General features: G+C 50.6%; 17 protein-coding genes. 8 read left to right on the top strand and 9 right to left on the bottom strand.

Annotated elements, in window-relative coordinates; all coding sequences use genetic code 11:
- The first annotated feature begins 273 nt into the window (after positions 1–273).
- A complete protein-coding gene (locus BGE01nite_RS11815) occupies positions 274–1,212 on the top strand; it encodes a hypothetical protein (RefSeq protein WP_146850667.1) in 939 nt (312 codons plus the stop codon).
- Between the two features lie 18 nt (positions 1,213–1,230).
- Positions 1,231–1,746 (top strand): hypothetical protein, encoded by a 516-nt coding sequence (locus tag BGE01nite_RS11810; RefSeq protein WP_146850666.1) that lies wholly within the window; start codon positions 1,231–1,233, stop codon positions 1,744–1,746.
- A 963-nt stretch (positions 1,747–2,709) separates the two neighbouring features.
- On the opposite strand, the gene BGE01nite_RS28965 is transcribed toward BGE01nite_RS11810, so the two are convergent.
- Positions 2,710–2,985 carry a hypothetical protein gene (locus BGE01nite_RS28965; RefSeq protein ID WP_170266739.1) on the bottom strand — a complete coding sequence of 92 codons (276 nt, stop codon included), beginning with the start codon at positions 2,983–2,985 and terminating at the stop codon, positions 2,710–2,712.
- A gap of 235 nt (positions 2,986–3,220) precedes the next feature.
- Positions 3,221–3,424, bottom strand: a complete 204-nt coding sequence (locus BGE01nite_RS11805) for a hypothetical protein (protein ID WP_146850665.1) — start codon at positions 3,422–3,424, stop codon at positions 3,221–3,223.
- A gap of 440 nt (positions 3,425–3,864) precedes the next feature.
- Here BGE01nite_RS11805 and BGE01nite_RS11800 point away from each other — a divergent pair, with 440 nt between their 5' ends.
- The 5 genes from BGE01nite_RS11800 to BGE01nite_RS11780 all read left to right on the top strand — a co-directional run bounded on the left by BGE01nite_RS11800 (position 3,865) and on the right by BGE01nite_RS11780 (position 6,992).
- Complete coding sequence (locus BGE01nite_RS11800; protein WP_146850664.1) at positions 3,865–4,320, top strand: Hsp20/alpha crystallin family protein; 456 nt, start codon at positions 3,865–3,867, stop codon at positions 4,318–4,320.
- Positions 4,321–4,389: 69 nt separating this feature from the next.
- Positions 4,390–5,349: an Hsp20 family protein gene (locus BGE01nite_RS11795; RefSeq protein ID WP_146850663.1), complete on the top strand. Its 960-nt coding sequence runs from the start codon at positions 4,390–4,392 to the stop codon at positions 5,347–5,349.
- Positions 5,350–5,527: 178 nt separating this feature from the next.
- Positions 5,528–6,040: a hypothetical protein gene (locus BGE01nite_RS11790; RefSeq protein ID WP_146850662.1), complete on the top strand. Its 513-nt coding sequence runs from the start codon at positions 5,528–5,530 to the stop codon at positions 6,038–6,040.
- Between the two features lie 114 nt (positions 6,041–6,154).
- On the top strand, positions 6,155–6,607 hold the full coding sequence (locus BGE01nite_RS11785; RefSeq protein WP_146850661.1) for a hypothetical protein: 453 nt from the start codon (positions 6,155–6,157) through the stop codon (positions 6,605–6,607).
- 100 nt (positions 6,608–6,707) lie between these two features.
- Positions 6,708–6,992 carry a hypothetical protein gene (locus BGE01nite_RS11780; RefSeq protein ID WP_146850660.1) on the top strand — a complete coding sequence of 95 codons (285 nt, stop codon included), beginning with the start codon at positions 6,708–6,710 and terminating at the stop codon, positions 6,990–6,992.
- 321 nt (positions 6,993–7,313) lie between these two features.
- Here the strand turns inward: BGE01nite_RS11780 and BGE01nite_RS11775 are convergent, their stop codons facing one another.
- The 6 genes from BGE01nite_RS11775 to BGE01nite_RS29890 all read right to left on the bottom strand — a co-directional run bounded on the left by BGE01nite_RS11775 (position 7,314) and on the right by BGE01nite_RS29890 (position 12,764).
- Complete coding sequence (locus tag BGE01nite_RS11775; RefSeq protein WP_146850659.1) at positions 7,314–7,736, bottom strand: hypothetical protein; 423 nt, start codon at positions 7,734–7,736, stop codon at positions 7,314–7,316.
- Positions 7,737–8,066: 330 nt separating this feature from the next.
- The gene (locus BGE01nite_RS11770; protein WP_146850658.1) at positions 8,067–9,299 is read right to left on the bottom strand and encodes a hypothetical protein; all 1,233 of its coding nucleotides are present in this window, start codon (positions 9,297–9,299) and stop codon (positions 8,067–8,069) included.
- A gap of 123 nt (positions 9,300–9,422) precedes the next feature.
- Positions 9,423–10,037, bottom strand: a complete 615-nt coding sequence (locus BGE01nite_RS11765) for a helix-turn-helix domain-containing protein (RefSeq protein WP_146850657.1) — start codon at positions 10,035–10,037, stop codon at positions 9,423–9,425.
- Positions 10,038–10,154: 117 nt separating this feature from the next.
- Positions 10,155–11,525 carry a DUF5906 domain-containing protein gene (locus tag BGE01nite_RS11760; protein WP_170266738.1) on the bottom strand — a complete coding sequence of 457 codons (1,371 nt, stop codon included), beginning with the start codon at positions 11,523–11,525 and terminating at the stop codon, positions 10,155–10,157.
- A gap of 113 nt (positions 11,526–11,638) precedes the next feature.
- Positions 11,639–12,430, bottom strand: coding sequence for a hypothetical protein (locus tag BGE01nite_RS11755; protein ID WP_146850655.1), 792 nt, complete (start codon positions 12,428–12,430; stop codon positions 11,639–11,641).
- Between the two features lie 121 nt (positions 12,431–12,551).
- The gene (locus tag BGE01nite_RS29890; RefSeq protein WP_146850654.1) at positions 12,552–12,764 is read right to left on the bottom strand and encodes a helix-turn-helix domain-containing protein; all 213 of its coding nucleotides are present in this window, start codon (positions 12,762–12,764) and stop codon (positions 12,552–12,554) included.
- Positions 12,765–13,662: 898 nt separating this feature from the next.
- Between BGE01nite_RS29890 and BGE01nite_RS11740 the strand changes: the two genes are divergently transcribed.
- Entirely contained in the window at positions 13,663–14,580 is a 918-nt protein-coding gene (locus tag BGE01nite_RS11740) for a hypothetical protein (protein WP_146850652.1), read from the top strand.
- 77 nt (positions 14,581–14,657) lie between these two features.
- Here the strand turns inward: BGE01nite_RS11740 and BGE01nite_RS11735 are convergent, their stop codons facing one another.
- Positions 14,658–15,884 (bottom strand): tyrosine-type recombinase/integrase, encoded by a 1,227-nt coding sequence (locus BGE01nite_RS11735; RefSeq protein ID WP_146850651.1) that lies wholly within the window; start codon positions 15,882–15,884, stop codon positions 14,658–14,660.
- Between the last annotated feature and the right edge of the window lie 86 nt (positions 15,885–15,970).

The following is a 15,970-nucleotide window of genomic DNA, read 5'->3' as shown; positions in this document are numbered from 1 at the left end:
TTTCAACAACGGCTTAAAGGTTGCCGGCGAGGTTATTGGTTACACTAGCGACACTTTGCACGTGAGTGTTGAGAGTGGGAAGGTTTACAAGGTGCGGCTTAATTTGCTCACCCGAGAGTCCGCGTTGTCGGTCATCAACCGAATTGTTGCGTTGGTTGCCAACAAATAAGTCGGTTGAACATAGCTAGAATCTCCGCTCCTTGATTGTAATGACAAGTTGCGATTGACGGATGAGCATGACATTCGCCGCCTCATGTTGTTCGATTGGATGCCATGAGATGGATTGATTCCAAATCCAGCGCCCAAGTAGCAAGACACCGAGAGGCTTTTTGGGCGAAGCACCGAGGCGATTTAAAGGATGGTAGTTTCTGGGCCGATGACATTAAAGCGTTGAAGGATACACCCACAGAGCGTCTCGATCTAGCTTTGAGCAACCTTCCGCTCCCCGCAGCGTTTCGTGAGGCCTCTATAGCTCTCAGAGCCTTGATCAGAACTTGTAGAGCTAACGGTGAAGAATGGCATCCGTTTCTTGCGATGCTCTATGATCTCGCTGCCTATGAGTCGTTCATGCTCGATTACTCCCCTCGTCTGCGGCAGCCTGGTTACAATGTCATGGAGAGCATTCCTGGAAATGTGATCACGGCCTTGGAATACTCCTATGCTCGCCTTGGATACAAGAAGCTGCGGCTGCTGAACAAGACTGATGTTAAATGGCTGGTTGAGGCATGGGGAGAACCGCAGAAGCACACAACGTTGAACGCGCTTCACAAGGCTGTGTGGGATAGATTTGAAGCAACACTGCTCGGGAGAGCGGCAAAAGAATCGGACTTGAGCAACCTCCACTATAGCTCTATAATTTCTATAATGGAATCACCTCCACTCCCTAGCTACTACCCGCCGCCTCTGCCCACATCCATCAAACCCAAGTCCTCAGCTGCTAAAGCCGGCTGGATCTGCATAGTCATTGGAGTCCTCACTTTTTGGACTCTCATCGGAATGGTCTTCTTCTCGGTTGCGATGGTTCTAGGCGTGGTTGCGATGTGCAATAATCGGGTCGGTGAAGGCCTTGCAATATTGGTGTCTGCGATTGGTTCGCTTGCTCTGTGCGGCGTGCTTTTGATGACGTTGGTATTCGGCACGGTTCTCGGAGGAATGGCAGACGCGATGGCAAAGAGTCCAAAGACTCAAGTGCAAAGACTTCAGCATCGTTAGTGCTAAAGAGCTGAAGTCATGACCACTGAGCAATTTCGTCGTGAGCTGGATACGGCCGAGGGCTTCATTTCTCTCGGGATGCTAGAGGAGGCAGTGAATGTTCTCGAAGACCTACCGTCACAATTAAAGGTCACCACAGAGGTCATATCGCTGCACATCGCCATCCTGGTAAGGGCTGGAAGCTATCTCAAGGCCTCATACCTGGCTGAGACGTTGAGCTTTTCGGAACCTGGCTCTCTGGAGAAGGCTTTAGACGTTGCCAGCTATCGGAACACTGCTAGCGCCCCAAAGGAAGCCCTGGAGTGGCTAGAATCGATCAGGAAGAGGTGGGAAGGGGAGGCCGGGTTTCACTACTGCCTGGCCCAATGTCATTCCGCCTTGGGTAACGCTGAACAGATGAAGGCAGAGCTGAAGACCGCGTGTGATCTGGATGAAGAGCTAAAAATGAAGGCTGCCTATGATCCGGCGTTTGAGGAGATCTTTGGAGCCGAAAGTCGCTTGAAAACTTTGGGACCGCGACCGTTGGAGCTTTAGCCTAGCAAGCGTGGCCAAGTCATCCAGAATGACCTTGTGGACGTGATCTCGGTTCCTTTGCTTAACTTCAACGATCAATCCCTTGGAACGTGTCGCATGATGTGGAATCGCAACAACACCAAAGCCGACTTGAGTAAGGGGGCGGTCAGTGCCAGGAGCCTCGTGCACTGGTGTGAGATATCCTGTGCATCTTCAGCTCGAAGCCGTGGACCTTTAAGGGCTCGTTCAAATACACCTTCAACGGCCCACAACTGGACGACTTCCAGGTTGTCCCGCCTTCCCGGCCTTGACCTCAATAGATCCGCTGTGGCTCAGCCTTCACCCTTTCGTAGCGCTTGCGAATTTCCACATCGCTTTTGTCCAAGATTTCTTGCTTTCTTCGCACCTCGTCCAGCAGGGATCGCGTGTGCTGGGTGAGGTCGTTGATATGTGCGATGCTCAGCTGTGAATTAGCCAGGAGGGACTTTAGTTCGTGGTTTTGCATAGCGGAGCCTTGATGCATAAAAGTCTGTGCTCGATCAACCTGAAACCCTTATCAGGGCGGTCACGTAGCTTTTCTTTAGTCTGGAGCTTTAACAACCATGACGCTTGAAGGGCGGAGCCTGAAGGCCAAGCCTATGGGGTCCATGTCGCAGGAAATGATAATGGTCTTGCCAACTGAAATGTCGGTCAAGCCTCGGCCTTTTGGTCCCAGGACTGTTGCTTTAGATGAGGTTTGAGTTTTGGACGGATGATGTTGTCGGCAACTTCTCCCAGGTCGCGTTGAAACTGAGCCTTTGTCTTCCAGAACCGCACGCCTAGAGCTTTTCGGCCACTCCTGTCGACCCATTGTTCAGTAAGCTCATCGTAGTGCATTTCTACGGGATGGGGATTTTCTGTGTAAGCTAATACAACCTGTTGGCCCGAAGGCAGAGCGTCGTCAACACAGTGGCCTGGAGGGACGGGGGCCCCCACCTCTTACATTCAAACTCCGTCCTGCTTCGGCTTAGGCTTGGATGACAGGCTCCTATCGCGCTGCAGTTTGCCCGACCTTCGGGTATCACCTATTTTCTCAGAATGGTGTTCTTCCATGTGGTCCATGAACGCTAGCTTGGCCAACAACACGCCAGCTTCTTTGGTATCCCGGACAGCGACGTTAAAGGTTTGGTTACAAAAAGGGCAGGACCACCAAGCCTCGATTGGCCGGTCACTGATATTGATCTGCACATGTTCTCCCCACTGGGCCAAGGTCTTGGTCATTTGACAGAATGTGGGAGCCACTGAGAAAGAATTACGGGTAGCATTGTACCGAATTTGGGTGATGTTCACCCAAACACCGTAGGTGCCTGCAATCTTTCAAAAGTGTGTGCTCTGGAGCCGTACTAGCCACAGCCTGCAAGCGACGACACGAGGGCACGAGCTTACTGCCCGTGAGAGCATCCCTGAAGTAAAAGGCCTGAACTCCGTAGTGCCGCAGTGGCACCTGTAAAGCGGGTCAGATAGCGGCGATGCGAAACACCTGCCCTTCAAGCACCTCTTTTACCGATGAAGATACAGGATCAGCCAGATGAAGAATACTGGTCTGATTGGCGAGCGTAAGGCTCAAAACCTTCTTTTTCGGTTCCCACTTGGCTTGTACGATGTGGTCAATGTTGATGAAAACGGAGTGTCCGGATTGATCGAATTGAATGAATTTCATACGGCGACCAAGCACCGTGTTTACCTCTTATTTCTTGTCAACTATTGGCTCTTGCTTTCTCTCAATTTTGTCTATGGGGGCAGGACGGTCTACAGAGATGAAAACGAGAGTGTCATAACTTGACCCTGCAGCCCCGATAGCCCTTTCCATCGAGCAAAGACTGCAACATCAGGCGGCAACTGTGTTCTAAATTGGGGCGTGCTTGATGAGATATGGTCTTCACAATTGTGACAGATAATGTGCCAATTTTTCTCTCAAAACTTGTCAGGCTGACGGCCTCCTCTGGGGAAAGCTTTTGGCACGCCTTTTGATGAGGGCAGAAAATCGAGTGCCGCTTCCGCGCTCGAGAAAGAGTGCAGGAGGTCAGGTGCCCCCGGATTGCTGGAAGGATAGCCCAGCGGTGCCGGCAACTGTCGCTATCCACATCCCTACCATACAACATGAATAACACATTCGTTCGCTGGAATCCGCTGCGTGAGCTCGAGGAATTCCAGAATCGTATTCGCAGTGCCTTCAACACCACCGCGAACCATCGTGAAAACTCCAATGGTTCATCCTCCGGTCCGGCATGGATGCCTCTAGTGGATATCATGGAAGATGAACAAGAATACCGGATCGCCGTCGAGATAGCTGACGTGAACAAGGAAGATGTCAACGTCACCTTGGAAGGCGGCATGCTCACTTTGAGCGGTGAACGCAAGTTCGAGGCGGGCAGGGAGGACCTTCGCTATCACAGGGTGGAACGCCCTTATGGCGGCTTCTCACGCAGCTTCGCGCTTCCTGACGACGCTGACCCCGAAAGCGTGACCGCCGACTTCAAAAATGGTGTGCTCCGCGTCCGGGTTCGCAAAAGCGAGTCAGCCAAACCCAAACAGATCCAAGTAAAAGTTAGCTGATTGCAAGAATGGGCAGGCCTTTTGTGCCTGCCCTTCACCCATCCCTTTAAACTTTACCAACATCATCCAATGAAAACTCACATCCAACTTACCTTTGTTCGCCACATGGTTGCTGTGCTGTGTGTGGCGGGTTTTGTATCCTTTATTACCCTTCAAGGTCTGGCGGAGGACCCAAAAACTCCTCCCCAAAAAGAGCAGGCTCCGCCCGGCTTTATGGAGAAGATGAAACGATGGCAGGATGAGATGTCCAACATATTCCGTGACTCCTGGGGAACTGTTAAGGGTGCCGCCGAGGAGCAGTCTAGCTCGACGGCCTCGGTGGATCTGAGGGAGAAGCAGGATAGCTACATGGTGCGCTTGCATCTTCCGGGCCGCACCTTGGAATCCGTGGAAATCCGAAAGGACGGCAACTCACTGCACATCAACGCCCCGGCCGAAAGTGGCGCGGGTCGCTATGAACAGGTGATCAAGTTGGAACAGGCCCAATCTGGAAAGCCAATCCAGGTGGAACGCAAACAGGCCGATCACGTCATCGTGGTCACTGTGCCCAAGGGGACTGACGTCGCAGATTCGCTAGAGACGTTAAAACGGCATCCCATTGTGCCCTATGCTCCGTTGGACCAGCGGGAGCAGGACGTCTTTGCCCGCATGGAAAAGATGCGGCGGGAAATGGATCGTATTTTCAACGAATCATTCCACGAATTCCGTTTTGACGATGGCTTGCGAGACTTCTTCGACAGCCCGCGATTTGGAGCAACCGTCGATCTTCAGGAAGAGGCCGATAAATATGTTATCCGCGCTTACCTTCCAGACCGCAATATGGAGAACGTGAATGTGACGGTCGAAGGGGCCACCGTAAGAATCGAGGCAAAAAATGAAGAGGCTGCTAGGAGCGATAACAGCCAGGGCTACACTCAGCAGCGGACCCAGTATGCACAGCTCCTCACGATCCCTGGTCCCTTCAAAGCGGAGAAGATGAAAGTCGACAAGAAAGAAGCTCTCATCGTGGTCACGTTGCCGAAGTCTTGAGCCGAGAGCGTGCCATCGGCGTGAGGTCCAGTGCGGCCTCACGCCCCACACGAGCCATGTCTCAGATGCCACCCAATAGCTGGGCCATGTGAGTGAGGCTTGAACTATTCGCCGCAACATACCCGCATAGTCTCAGAAGTTTCGTCAACCATGTCAGACCCTTCGAAGTAGATTTCAGATGGCCGTGGATAACTTGCGCCATGCCTACGCGGCAAACCACATCGGATCTGAAGGAGCATCGAGAAAAGCGTCAATCCAACCAGTGTTTATCCGTCCGACCATGTCACTTCACATTCAAAAAGAAATCGTCTTGAATGAGGCGAGGCTTACCAGCGCTGAAACAATAGCGGACCAATTTCATGGTCTGCTCCGCGCCGGAAGTTTTAACGGGCCAACGGAGAGTGAGATCATTTTCGTTGTTGCCGATTTAGATGAGAAAATCGCGCTGCTCAAGGCAGCACATTCGCAGCTCTTGACTGCTATGCTTGCAAGGACAGAGAAGCCGCGGCCGCAATCTGATTTGCAAGAAACTATCAATCAATGCCTGACCCTTCGCATCGTGATTCGTGACCTTACTGCGAAGCTAAACGCATTAGGGCTGGATTTAGTCCAAGAAGCCACACGTGTTCCGACCTCTAGCGCCAAGCCAAGCGTCGAGACCGCTACGCCAGGAGCGTGTGAGTCGCGCTAAACCTTACACACGTGGCTATTAGGGGCATGACGTCGGGGCCTCCTACGTATTGGCCAAGCGTGGGGCCATCTGGCTCCTCTACCGCTGATCCGCCAGAAACATTTTTTCAAAACCGTGAACCATAAAAATCTCATCACTTACCTCACCGACCATCTTGCGGGTTCGGTCGCTGCCTTGGAGTTGCTCGACTCACTCATTTCGTCTGCTTCCGGCGACATCGAGCAGCTTACGACGTTGAGAGATCAAATCCGGAATGATCAGTCGACCCTCAAACAACTGAACGAACGGCTAGGCGGAGATGAGAGCGGATTGAAGAATGCGGGAGCGTGGTCTGTCGAGAAATTACTGCTTGGAAAATTGAAAGCCGGAAATGCTGCACTGGGACGCCTTGAAGCTTTGGAAGTGCTGGCATTAGGGATTGAAGGAAAGCTTCGTTTATGGCGATCCCTGCACGTTGTGGATGTTGGTCTAAACCTTCCAGAATTGGAAACAGCTGCGCTTCGACAGATCGAGCTTGTGGAGGCAATGCGTATCAAAGTAGCCCGTGAAGCGCTGGCCGATGAGTAGTAGGAGATCTCAGACGCAGCAGCTCGCAGGATATTGAGTTCAGCCACCTACCTTCAGTAGATCTTGACGCCCCGCGAATGATGCCGGTTAATTAAGGCCTATGGCAAAGAACACCGTGTTATCGTTGGAACAGCTCAAACGTGCTGTTGAAATTCATGAACAGATCGAAAAGTTACAGGCTGAACTTTCCAGTCTGTTAGGACAATCCGCAGGAGCTAAACGTGGTCGCAAGCCTGGTACAAAGGCTTCTGCAAGTAGTGGTGATGCAGTCAAAAGCATCCCTGCCAAAAAGAAGGTGAAGCGAGTTATGTCACCTGAAGCTAAAGAAAAAATTGCCCAGGCGCAGCGGAAGCGTTGGGCAAAATCGAAGAAAGCGACAGACTAAGTTCAAGCAGGGGAGAAGGCATCTGATTGACTTCTCCCCTTTTTATTAAAACTCAGCTAGACGACGATTTCGTGTGGAGCCGGAAAAGTCGCTTTGAATCCTGATGAGGCATGGATCCAGAAATGCCGCTTTTAAAGAAAGTTGAAGCCTATCGATTTGTACATTGACGGGTAGGTGAAAAACTTAGCTTCTCCTGGGCAACTTTGATTCAAGTCGCATCACGAAAAAGCTGTCGGCAAAATGCACCTTCAGAAATCCACGTTCAAGGCCTCTCCAGTGCCCACATTTCATGAGCACTGGAGAACCATTGGTCGATCCCATTTAAAGTCTCGCAAGCAAGGATAGGCTCTCTGATTCAAGTGGTCTCAAGTTGGTGACCTTCCTGAACGGAATAGCAAACCCAGGCCTTTGTTCATGAGTGACATTAAACTTCACTCGCTTTCCTTCCAGCATCGAGAGTTTCGATGAGAGGATATTTCCCTCCTCATCCGTCAGGTTCACTACTTCAGACCCTAGAATCCGAAAGAGATCTTCAAGGAGGCCATTGTTCTGATTTCCCCAGTAGTCAGCCCGAACACGAAAGTCATGGATTGGATCGTGGGGGAGGGGATCTACGGCGATGGTGATGCGGAGGTTTTCTCTCGTCTTCCCATTCTTGAAGTCCTCGTTCAGTGCTGCGCCTACTATTGTGCCTCTGAGACATCCTTCTGGTGCCTCGTATGATATTGCCTTGTTCAGTTTCAATTTAGCTATTCTACTTTTACGCTAGCCGTCACGAATCGAATGGCCTCAAAAGAGAGCCACTCATCCCGCGCTCACTGTGTTGGCAGCGAGTGAATAATCATGAATTATCAACGGTTATTCTATGATATCAAAATTGCCGGCCGATGTACAGCTTTGTCTGCTTTGCCATGAGGATTCTGCAGCTGGATCGGATGGATGATTGGTGGACCTCATTCCAAGTTCCCTGGATGCCGTCTGCTTTGCTCTCAGATGAGTTTTGAGGTGTTCTGGAGAAGGTTGAGGATGGTGACAGCGGAAAGGGGTGTCAACGATTCTAAAGTGCTGGAAACGTCAAGCCTTCAAAAGCTTGGTGTAGTCATAGGCATATCGATCTTTTAACTGTTGCGTGATCGTGTCCAAATGTTTGAAGAGAAAAGATAAGACGGCACCTTTCTCAGCATGCCAAGATGGGTCTTTGTCGTACCCATTTCCGGTCATCATATCAACTTTGACTCGCACGCAGTTATCAATGATGATCAGCAAGTCATTCACGCTTGTGCCGGGATAATCTTTGAACGTCTTCTCTGCTGCCGTCAGATCACCCTCTCTAAAAACAAGGAGAGGACGGAAATTAACTCCCACGCATTGAATTTCCCCCTTTGAGTTGCGATATTTGCGAGTGATTAGAGCTCCTGTCTTCACTCGTTCGATCAAGGCGTTCTTCAGGACTCTACACCTCTGAACTGGGGACAATCTGGCGTCATCCTGTTGATGGCGAGTTGGACTGGCAGACTGATCACGACGGTCCCAATAAATAGTGTGCACCCGAGCCACCAACAAGTCCTCTCGCGCCTTATCGGCCAGTTTTGAATGATCCACAATGGCACCATGAACCAAACTGATATGCCAAGGAGCGAACCCACATTTGCCTTCTGAAGGATCGGTTTGCTGGAACCCTAAGACGAGCAATTCAAGTGCGGCAAAAAATGCACGCTCCTTGGTGAACTCCTCATCGAAATGATCAGATCGAAATCGACGGCTCCAATGCTCAGATAAGTAGTTCAAATAGTCATCTGCAAGGAGGCGAAGTAATTCATCCGGATCACGGCATTTAACCAAGTGCTCAATTAATTCAGGATTTGCCGTCTTGATGAAATCTCTGAGAGCACAGGCAATGTTGGCAGCACGAGGTTCATGAGGTGTGCTGATCAAATCAAAGGCCGGACCGAATTCATCATTAGCCGTCATGACCTGATCCCATGTGTAAGCAGTCTCGGAAATAGTTAGCTCATCAACATTGAAGACTTCATCTTTGATGTCGTCGAGAGTGACGAGATGATCATGCTCTAACCGTAATGCCATGATGACCTCAGTGAGTGAATTATCAATAATTTCGTCTGGAGGAGGGTCTGCATCTATGAGATTGCACTCTGCATCAACGGCGGAGCCAGGCATGGGTTTTGCATCACACAGGATGAGCTCTTGTGACTGATCAACACTGGCATGATGAATGTTATTTTGAAGAGACTCCGCTTCGCGGACTTCTTTTAAATGTGCTTTCAATGGATCTTCCAATGGTTTCACAAAGGTTTACAAGGGGTAATGTCATCCTGATTCTGACTGATTGCGTCCTGATCCTGACCGAACTCATCCTGCATTTGTTAGGGGCATCCAGATTCCAACTGATTCCATCCTGATTCTGACTGGTTAGGTTTTGAGCTTAGCTTCACGTCTCAACTGCTGCATTTCACCCGGCGGCAGAGAATATTCGGACATGTTTTTGGAGGTCCTGATGATGGCTCCAGCCTTTTCCAATGTCTTCAACGCACTCTTGATGGTGGAAACTGAAAATGGGAGATGCCTATTCAGTTCCGATGGAGACATCTCGTGAGCTACATTGGTATCGGTTGCCTTCTTGAGTTCTTTCTTGATCCAATAGCGGAGATTGAATAGAAGCACAGCTGCGGGCACTCCGTGTGTGCGAGCATCATTGGGATCAAAGCTGACCAAGTCCTTATCGACTTCGTTTCTAATATGTGCGGGGACATGAAACCATCGTGTCCTGTCCTGCTTCCACTTATTGTAGCATCCAATTTCCAGGACCTCTTTCGCCTTCAACTTTCTGATATTTGCATCGATGGCGGAAGGGCTAAGGTATGGCATTTTTTTTGCCAGTTCCTGGGTTGAATTATAGCACCATTGCTTCTCGTTTCTCCAATTTTTGCTCCTTCCTACTTTGTATCCAAGGTGCTTGAGAATGATGGCTCCATTGACGGAGTGGCCGCGTGCGAACGACCGAGAGAAAGAGTGTGGTCTGGACATGAGCGTGGGAACGATTTTATTTAGAGGGGCCTGGGGATCATCAATTAGTGGCCCAGGCGTATTAGCCACCTCACTCCTCGGGGTGAAGGAGGTGGCTTTGCTTGTTAGTTTCCGCTGCTAGACATCGATGAATGTAACGTCAGCGTAGGCCTTGTTGCTCCCGCCCCCTTCATTCATTCGCGTGCTCTGGGTGGAGTCGTGAATGTGAAGCATGAGGTCTGGCAGTCGTGCATAGACAACATGAGACGATGCCGGGGTGACGTCATTGCACCGGCAGAACTCAACATACTTGCGGATGATCATGTCGTTCGAGAGAGCCTCGCTTGGAGCTTTAGCCACGTGCAAAGCAACGAAGATATCGAGACTCTTCGACGCAAGGACGATGAGATTAAAGGCGCGGCGAACTTGGTCAGGATTCGTCCGGATAGTTCCGTGTTTTGCGACTTCCCGCAGAAACTCCTGTCCACCTTCAATGAAAAAGTTGAGGATACCCTCGCTCTCTGTTGCAAGTAGTTGATCAGCGTAGTTGGCACTGCGCTTGCAAAGTTGTGCTTTCTGAAAGTCTAAAATTAGCAGGCGATCGAGCCATGCACCTTCATCATTCTCGCAGCTGACGCGCAGTTCACCGTTAGAGGTGATCACAATGAAGAAGCTACCGTGAATGTCGACCTTGCCCTTAAACTTCTGCTCAGCCTGCGTGACGTCTCCCCCACTCAGATGTTTCAGAGCTTTGGCCGACCGACGCTGGAGGGAATCTGCCGGTACATCCTTGGCAGATAGCTGCCGTGCCGACATAAAGAACGATTTTTCAAATCGACTACTAAGGGAGTCGATCCTCAAGTCACCCGTAAACCTGCGACCAAGCAGACTCTCTTGAAGTCGCATCAAAGTAGTTTTGCCGCTTCCTCCCAAGCCTCGAATCAACAGGATGCGACGAGTCGGATTCAATCCCGTGAAGGCACCGCCGAGATAGAGCTTGAGCACTCGTCGATCATCAGAGTTAGGTAGCACCTCCTCCAGGAACTTCTGAAATTTGGGGCATTTAGCTTCCGAATTATATTTCACTGGGCACTGATGGGTAAACCCGTGCTCGACTCGTGATTTCAGCAAACGGACCTTCCTCACGCCGAAGCGAATAACACCGTTCGCCACAGGAAATAGATTTTGGTGCGGATAGGATGGAAACGTGCTTGCTGATTTCACCACGCTCAGGATTGCTCGGATCGCCGAGTCGGTTAAGTTCAGCGAAGCCAGCGATACTTTTTCTCGGGCTGCGAGCGCTGCCACGAAATCACGCAGCAGCGTGATCACGGCCTCGATGGTTGCCGTTTCAAGAATGAACGATGTGTTTGCGACATGGTAGAACTGACTTTCTAGCGGCTCCCAATACAGTTTGGCTTTGCGGCCAAACAGGTGTGCGACGCAGGGGACGTTTAAGCAATATTTGCCTTTGTTAAGAATGAAGGGCCTGCCGTAGCGTCGTAACACGTCACGCGTGTTAGCTGCCACCGAAGCTAGGGGACTTGAAGGAGATTGCATGGTACAATGAGTTGTTAGACGTCTGGGCACAGTTCACCCATGCCCAGACGCTCAGTTTAGGATTAGGCTGCGGGGGCCAGTTTCTTCAGGACGGATACTGCGTTCTTGGTAGCGGTGACGAGATCCTTCCGCTGGTCCTTGGGAAGTTCCGTCAAAGTGCAGTCAGTGAGGAAGGTCGACCATGTTTCAGCCGCTTTGATGGCTGACTTGACCGCGATGACTTTCTTCTTTGCCTTCGAGTTCTTTTTCTGGACCTTAGGCACAATTTTTTCCCTAGCTTCAATAATCCGTTCCGCGGTTGGCTCTCCTCCTTCGATCACCTCTTCAAGGACTTCGGCGACACGATCATTCGGGACTTTCATCAGTTCTCGTGTTGCTCGTTCTGACGTCAGCTTGAGGATGTTGCTGTTTTGCGACGCAAGCGTTGAGTGATATTCGCTTGCTGCCATCAGCTGGTACGCTCGTTGCCGACTAAACCCGAATCTTGCGGTGACATATTCCGCAAAAGTATGGTGAGTGGCGCGAAAGAGCCCGCCACGGCAGATCGCAGCAAGTGCTGCACCCATTTCTCGAAAGCCGTCCATTGCTTTCTCAATGATGTTTTCTTGCTCTGCGAGTCTCGCCTTCTCTTCAGCGTTCAGAGCAGAGAGGCCACCTGGGCCAACTGTAGTAGGCAGGGTTTCGGTGGGCGCTACAGTAGGCAGAGTAGTGGCCTCGCGTGACTGCTCAGTCTCGATCGGGTGCTGATTCTGCACAGTCGCATCGTGTTTGAGCGCGGAGACACTGATCGTTGTAGGCTCACTTTCAGGGCTCGTGACAACCGTGGTTGTCATTTGGTCTAGTGTATTGGTCATGGTAATGATTTTTCGTTTCTGTCGCCAAGTCAAAGGAGGCTTGGCGTGTGTAGTTAACGGAAGCTGATGAGGCCATGGGAGCCGGGGACGGGACTGACCAGTTCTGTCCTCTCTGGACCACTTACCTGGTGGGGTTGTCCCCATTGATCAGTGCCTGGATTTGAATCACGGGAATCCTTAAAATCCGCAAGACACGAGTTGGCTTCAGAACGCCCTTTTCGATGAGCCGCCTCACTGTTTTCTCGCTAACATCAAGTAGTTGGGCAGCGTTTTGGATGGAGACCACCAGGGGACGCAAGCCCCTCTTTGGGTTATTGTTGTTAGGCGTGCTCATGGATGCTGTCCTCGGTCTGATTTTCAATCCAAGACAAAAGGGAGGGTATATTGTACAGACGAACACCCCTCTTTGCGTGCTTGGACGCTTTCAAGGATCTGCTCGCAACCGGCGGCTTGAAGCCATTTGCCCGACAGGGCGTACACAACTCATAAAGTTTTGATCTTGAAAGCGAGGTAATTGGACACCGGGCCGGGGACTTGGGAAATTGTAACCATTCGGGGCGTGAGGTTGCTGGGGGAGTGAGGCAGGATGTGTTTAGAGGTGCCATGTAGGGATGATGGTTCCGCCTGCGCCCTCATGCCATTGTCCTCCGTACCATGTGAAACACTCTCAAGTTGCGAAGCTGTTTCACATTTCGATAAATGGCCTTGACAGTAATTCTCCGAATAATTCATGGAGAAGCATGAGTGAGGCTAACCTAAGAATCATTGCACGTTACCTGGACGGAATGCTCGCGTATGACGAACTGGCCACGCACTGTTCGAAACTGGATGATGGTGCTAGTGCATCCGGTTGGTGTTCCATACCACGTCCAACTACACCAAAAAAGGAGACGTTGACGGTCCGGGGCACAGTTTTGCATTATCCTGGAACAAAACGGGTTTCCCGCTCCGGCACTTTTTTCCTCCAAAGGGCATCTCCTATCCCGGCACCAGGGGTAAGGGTCCTCCGCAACCGAGGGCGATGGGATCTCTGGCCCGTCATAGAGGTAACAGAGAGTCCAGAAGCCTGTTTGCTTCCGTTAGACTGTCCTTGGGTCGAGGTGATGTGCAGGCTGGTAGAACGGACTTTAAAACCACTCCTACATTTTCATTCTGCCAAAGATTGGATCAATACGGCCCTAGCTGCAGAGATTCAGGCGCGACTGTCTTCCTTTCTTTATAATGGACCCTACATGTTCTTTTCGAACTTTGGAGATGCAACTGCGTGGCTTTTTGCGAGCGAATGGGACCATTGGGAACAGAACCATGTCCCAATGTGTGACAGGCCGAAGTTTCTGTCGGAACACGTCAATCTCGAAGTCAAAGATATAGACGTCTTCAAGATGCACCCAGCGGCTATTGCCAGCCAGTTACGAAGCGGGAACGTGTCACTTCCTGTTATGGGAAGACCGGTCGAAAGCCGTGTAAAAAGTCAAGAAAGGGACCAGGTTGCAATGGCGAGTGGCCTGATTCCAAAAGATGCCTTCAATTTGAAGGGCGGAAAAGGATTCAGGTCACTGCCTAGTCAGCCCAAGGAGGACGATCTTGAAGGCAGTGGGCTGTGGTGGTGGCGTTGTCTAAATAGTCCCGAGGGAAAACAAGATCTGAATCTGTTTCTGCGGCAGTGGGAACGGAACGCTTTCTTTTACGAGTTCAGGGCACGCATCCGAAGCCTGACAGTGTATCCAGAGTGGGAGGCCTTTTGCTGTCCCTGGGGTGGTTTGGACACGACCCAAAAGGTAATTTTATACTATTTTTGTCCTCCCAGGGGTTATGTACCTGAAAGTCGGTGGATGTTCCACCATGATCATTCCAGATTTTTGGTTGAGGTGGACTTCGCTCGACCATTGGATGCCGTGCTCAGTGATGTTAAAACGAGGTGGGAGATGTTCGAACCAGAGTTGACCCATCTTTGGGGAATCGCAGAAGGCTATCAGCCGGCAGGTCCTTCTGCTCACGCCCTGACCTTGCCGCCGCGATGGGCGTTATTGGAAGCACTTGATAGGAGGCACTATTTAGGACTCAAACTATTGAATTGCGAACATACTCTACTCAGACGGCAGATGGACCTCTATAAAACCGACTGCGAAGAAGCCGGCATTACACCTTGAGACGCTAACGGGGCGAAGATTGTTACAACTGGGTTCCGTGGCTGCCCGCTATTGGAAAAAAGCTCCATCCACTCTGTTCAAATTGTTGGAATTAAATCAACGGCGTTTTTTAGTGTCTGCTTATCATGATGTGTATAGATCTGATGTGTCTTGTTGTCTAGATGGCCAGTGATCTTCTGTCGGGTCTCAGCTGGCACTCCGGCATTAGCAAGCGCAGAAGTGAAACTGTGTCGGAGGCTGTGAAATGTTAAAGTGTTCCGAGAGCGCCCCTCAACTCCTCCGGCCTTTATCTGCTTTCCTGAGATACCCGCGTTGCGCATTATTGTGGCAAAGCTGGTGCTCAGTCCACTCCTTCCACTGGTGGCCTTTCCATGAACGCTAGGAAATACAGCACTGTTGTCGCTCGGTCTCACTTGTTCCTTCAAATATCGGGTCACCATGGGATGCAAAGGAATCTGGAGTTGTTTGGACGTCTTTCGATCGACGAAAGTTAGCCATTCACATTGGATGTCCACGTTGCTCCACGAGAGTCCGGTGATGTCGCCCAGACGCATACCTGTGTAGTATCCGAAAAGAATCACTCCTTTCCAGTCCCCAGATGCTGTGTCGCGAAGCTTTGCAACTTGTCCTGGCTCGAACACATCTTTTTTCATTTTTGAACTTGTGACCTTATCAAATCCCTTTGCCGGGTTCGTTTTTATGAGACCAAGCTCGAGAGCTCTGTTTAATGCCATAGAAAGAGTCTTGATCGCGAGGTTTACTGTAGTGGAGGATTTGCCTGCCTCTTTGTTTGCTTTTTGAAAGGCGACCAATTCATTCATACCCAAGGTTCCCAGCGGGGAAGCTCTTCTCTCCTGGCTTAACGTATTGAGAAAGCTCTCAACCACTCCTGTGTATCTGACGATCGTTCCAGCGCTTCTATTGATGCTGGATTTGTAGCCAAGCCACTCTCTAAACCAGCTTTCAATAGTATAGCTCACAAGAGGTAAGCCGATGGCTATCTCCATAATCCGGCTTAGGTATGCGGTCGCTGTCGCCTGATTTAGTGTGCCTTTCAGAGCATTCCCATGAGCATCTTCGAGGATGCGCAGGTATTGCTTAGCTTTAATGTCACCTGCGCCAGCTTTGGCTCTGGCGTTTGTCTCCAGGGCTTTCGCCTCAACCATTGCGTCGTCGTATTTCAGTTTTCGCGTGGACTTTTTCAACAGTTTCCACCTTGTTTCGCCGTTCTCCCCAATTCCCACTGGAACGCGGTAGAACGCATAATAGAAATCGGAGCCTTTTTGTCTCGCAACTGAAGCCATACTAGACTAGTAACACTTGAGGTAACATCTGGCAACATTTGTCAATGTTTCGCTATGTTTGAAAACCCTCATTTTTAACAAGTTGT

The organism is Prosthecobacter gellanilyticus, from assembly GCF_007992435.1.
Taxonomy (GTDB): Bacteria; Verrucomicrobiota; Verrucomicrobiia; order Verrucomicrobiales; family Verrucomicrobiaceae; genus Prosthecobacter; species Prosthecobacter gellanilyticus.
Note: the sequence above shows the minus strand (reverse complement) of the source record. Positions and strands in the feature narration are given on the sequence as shown.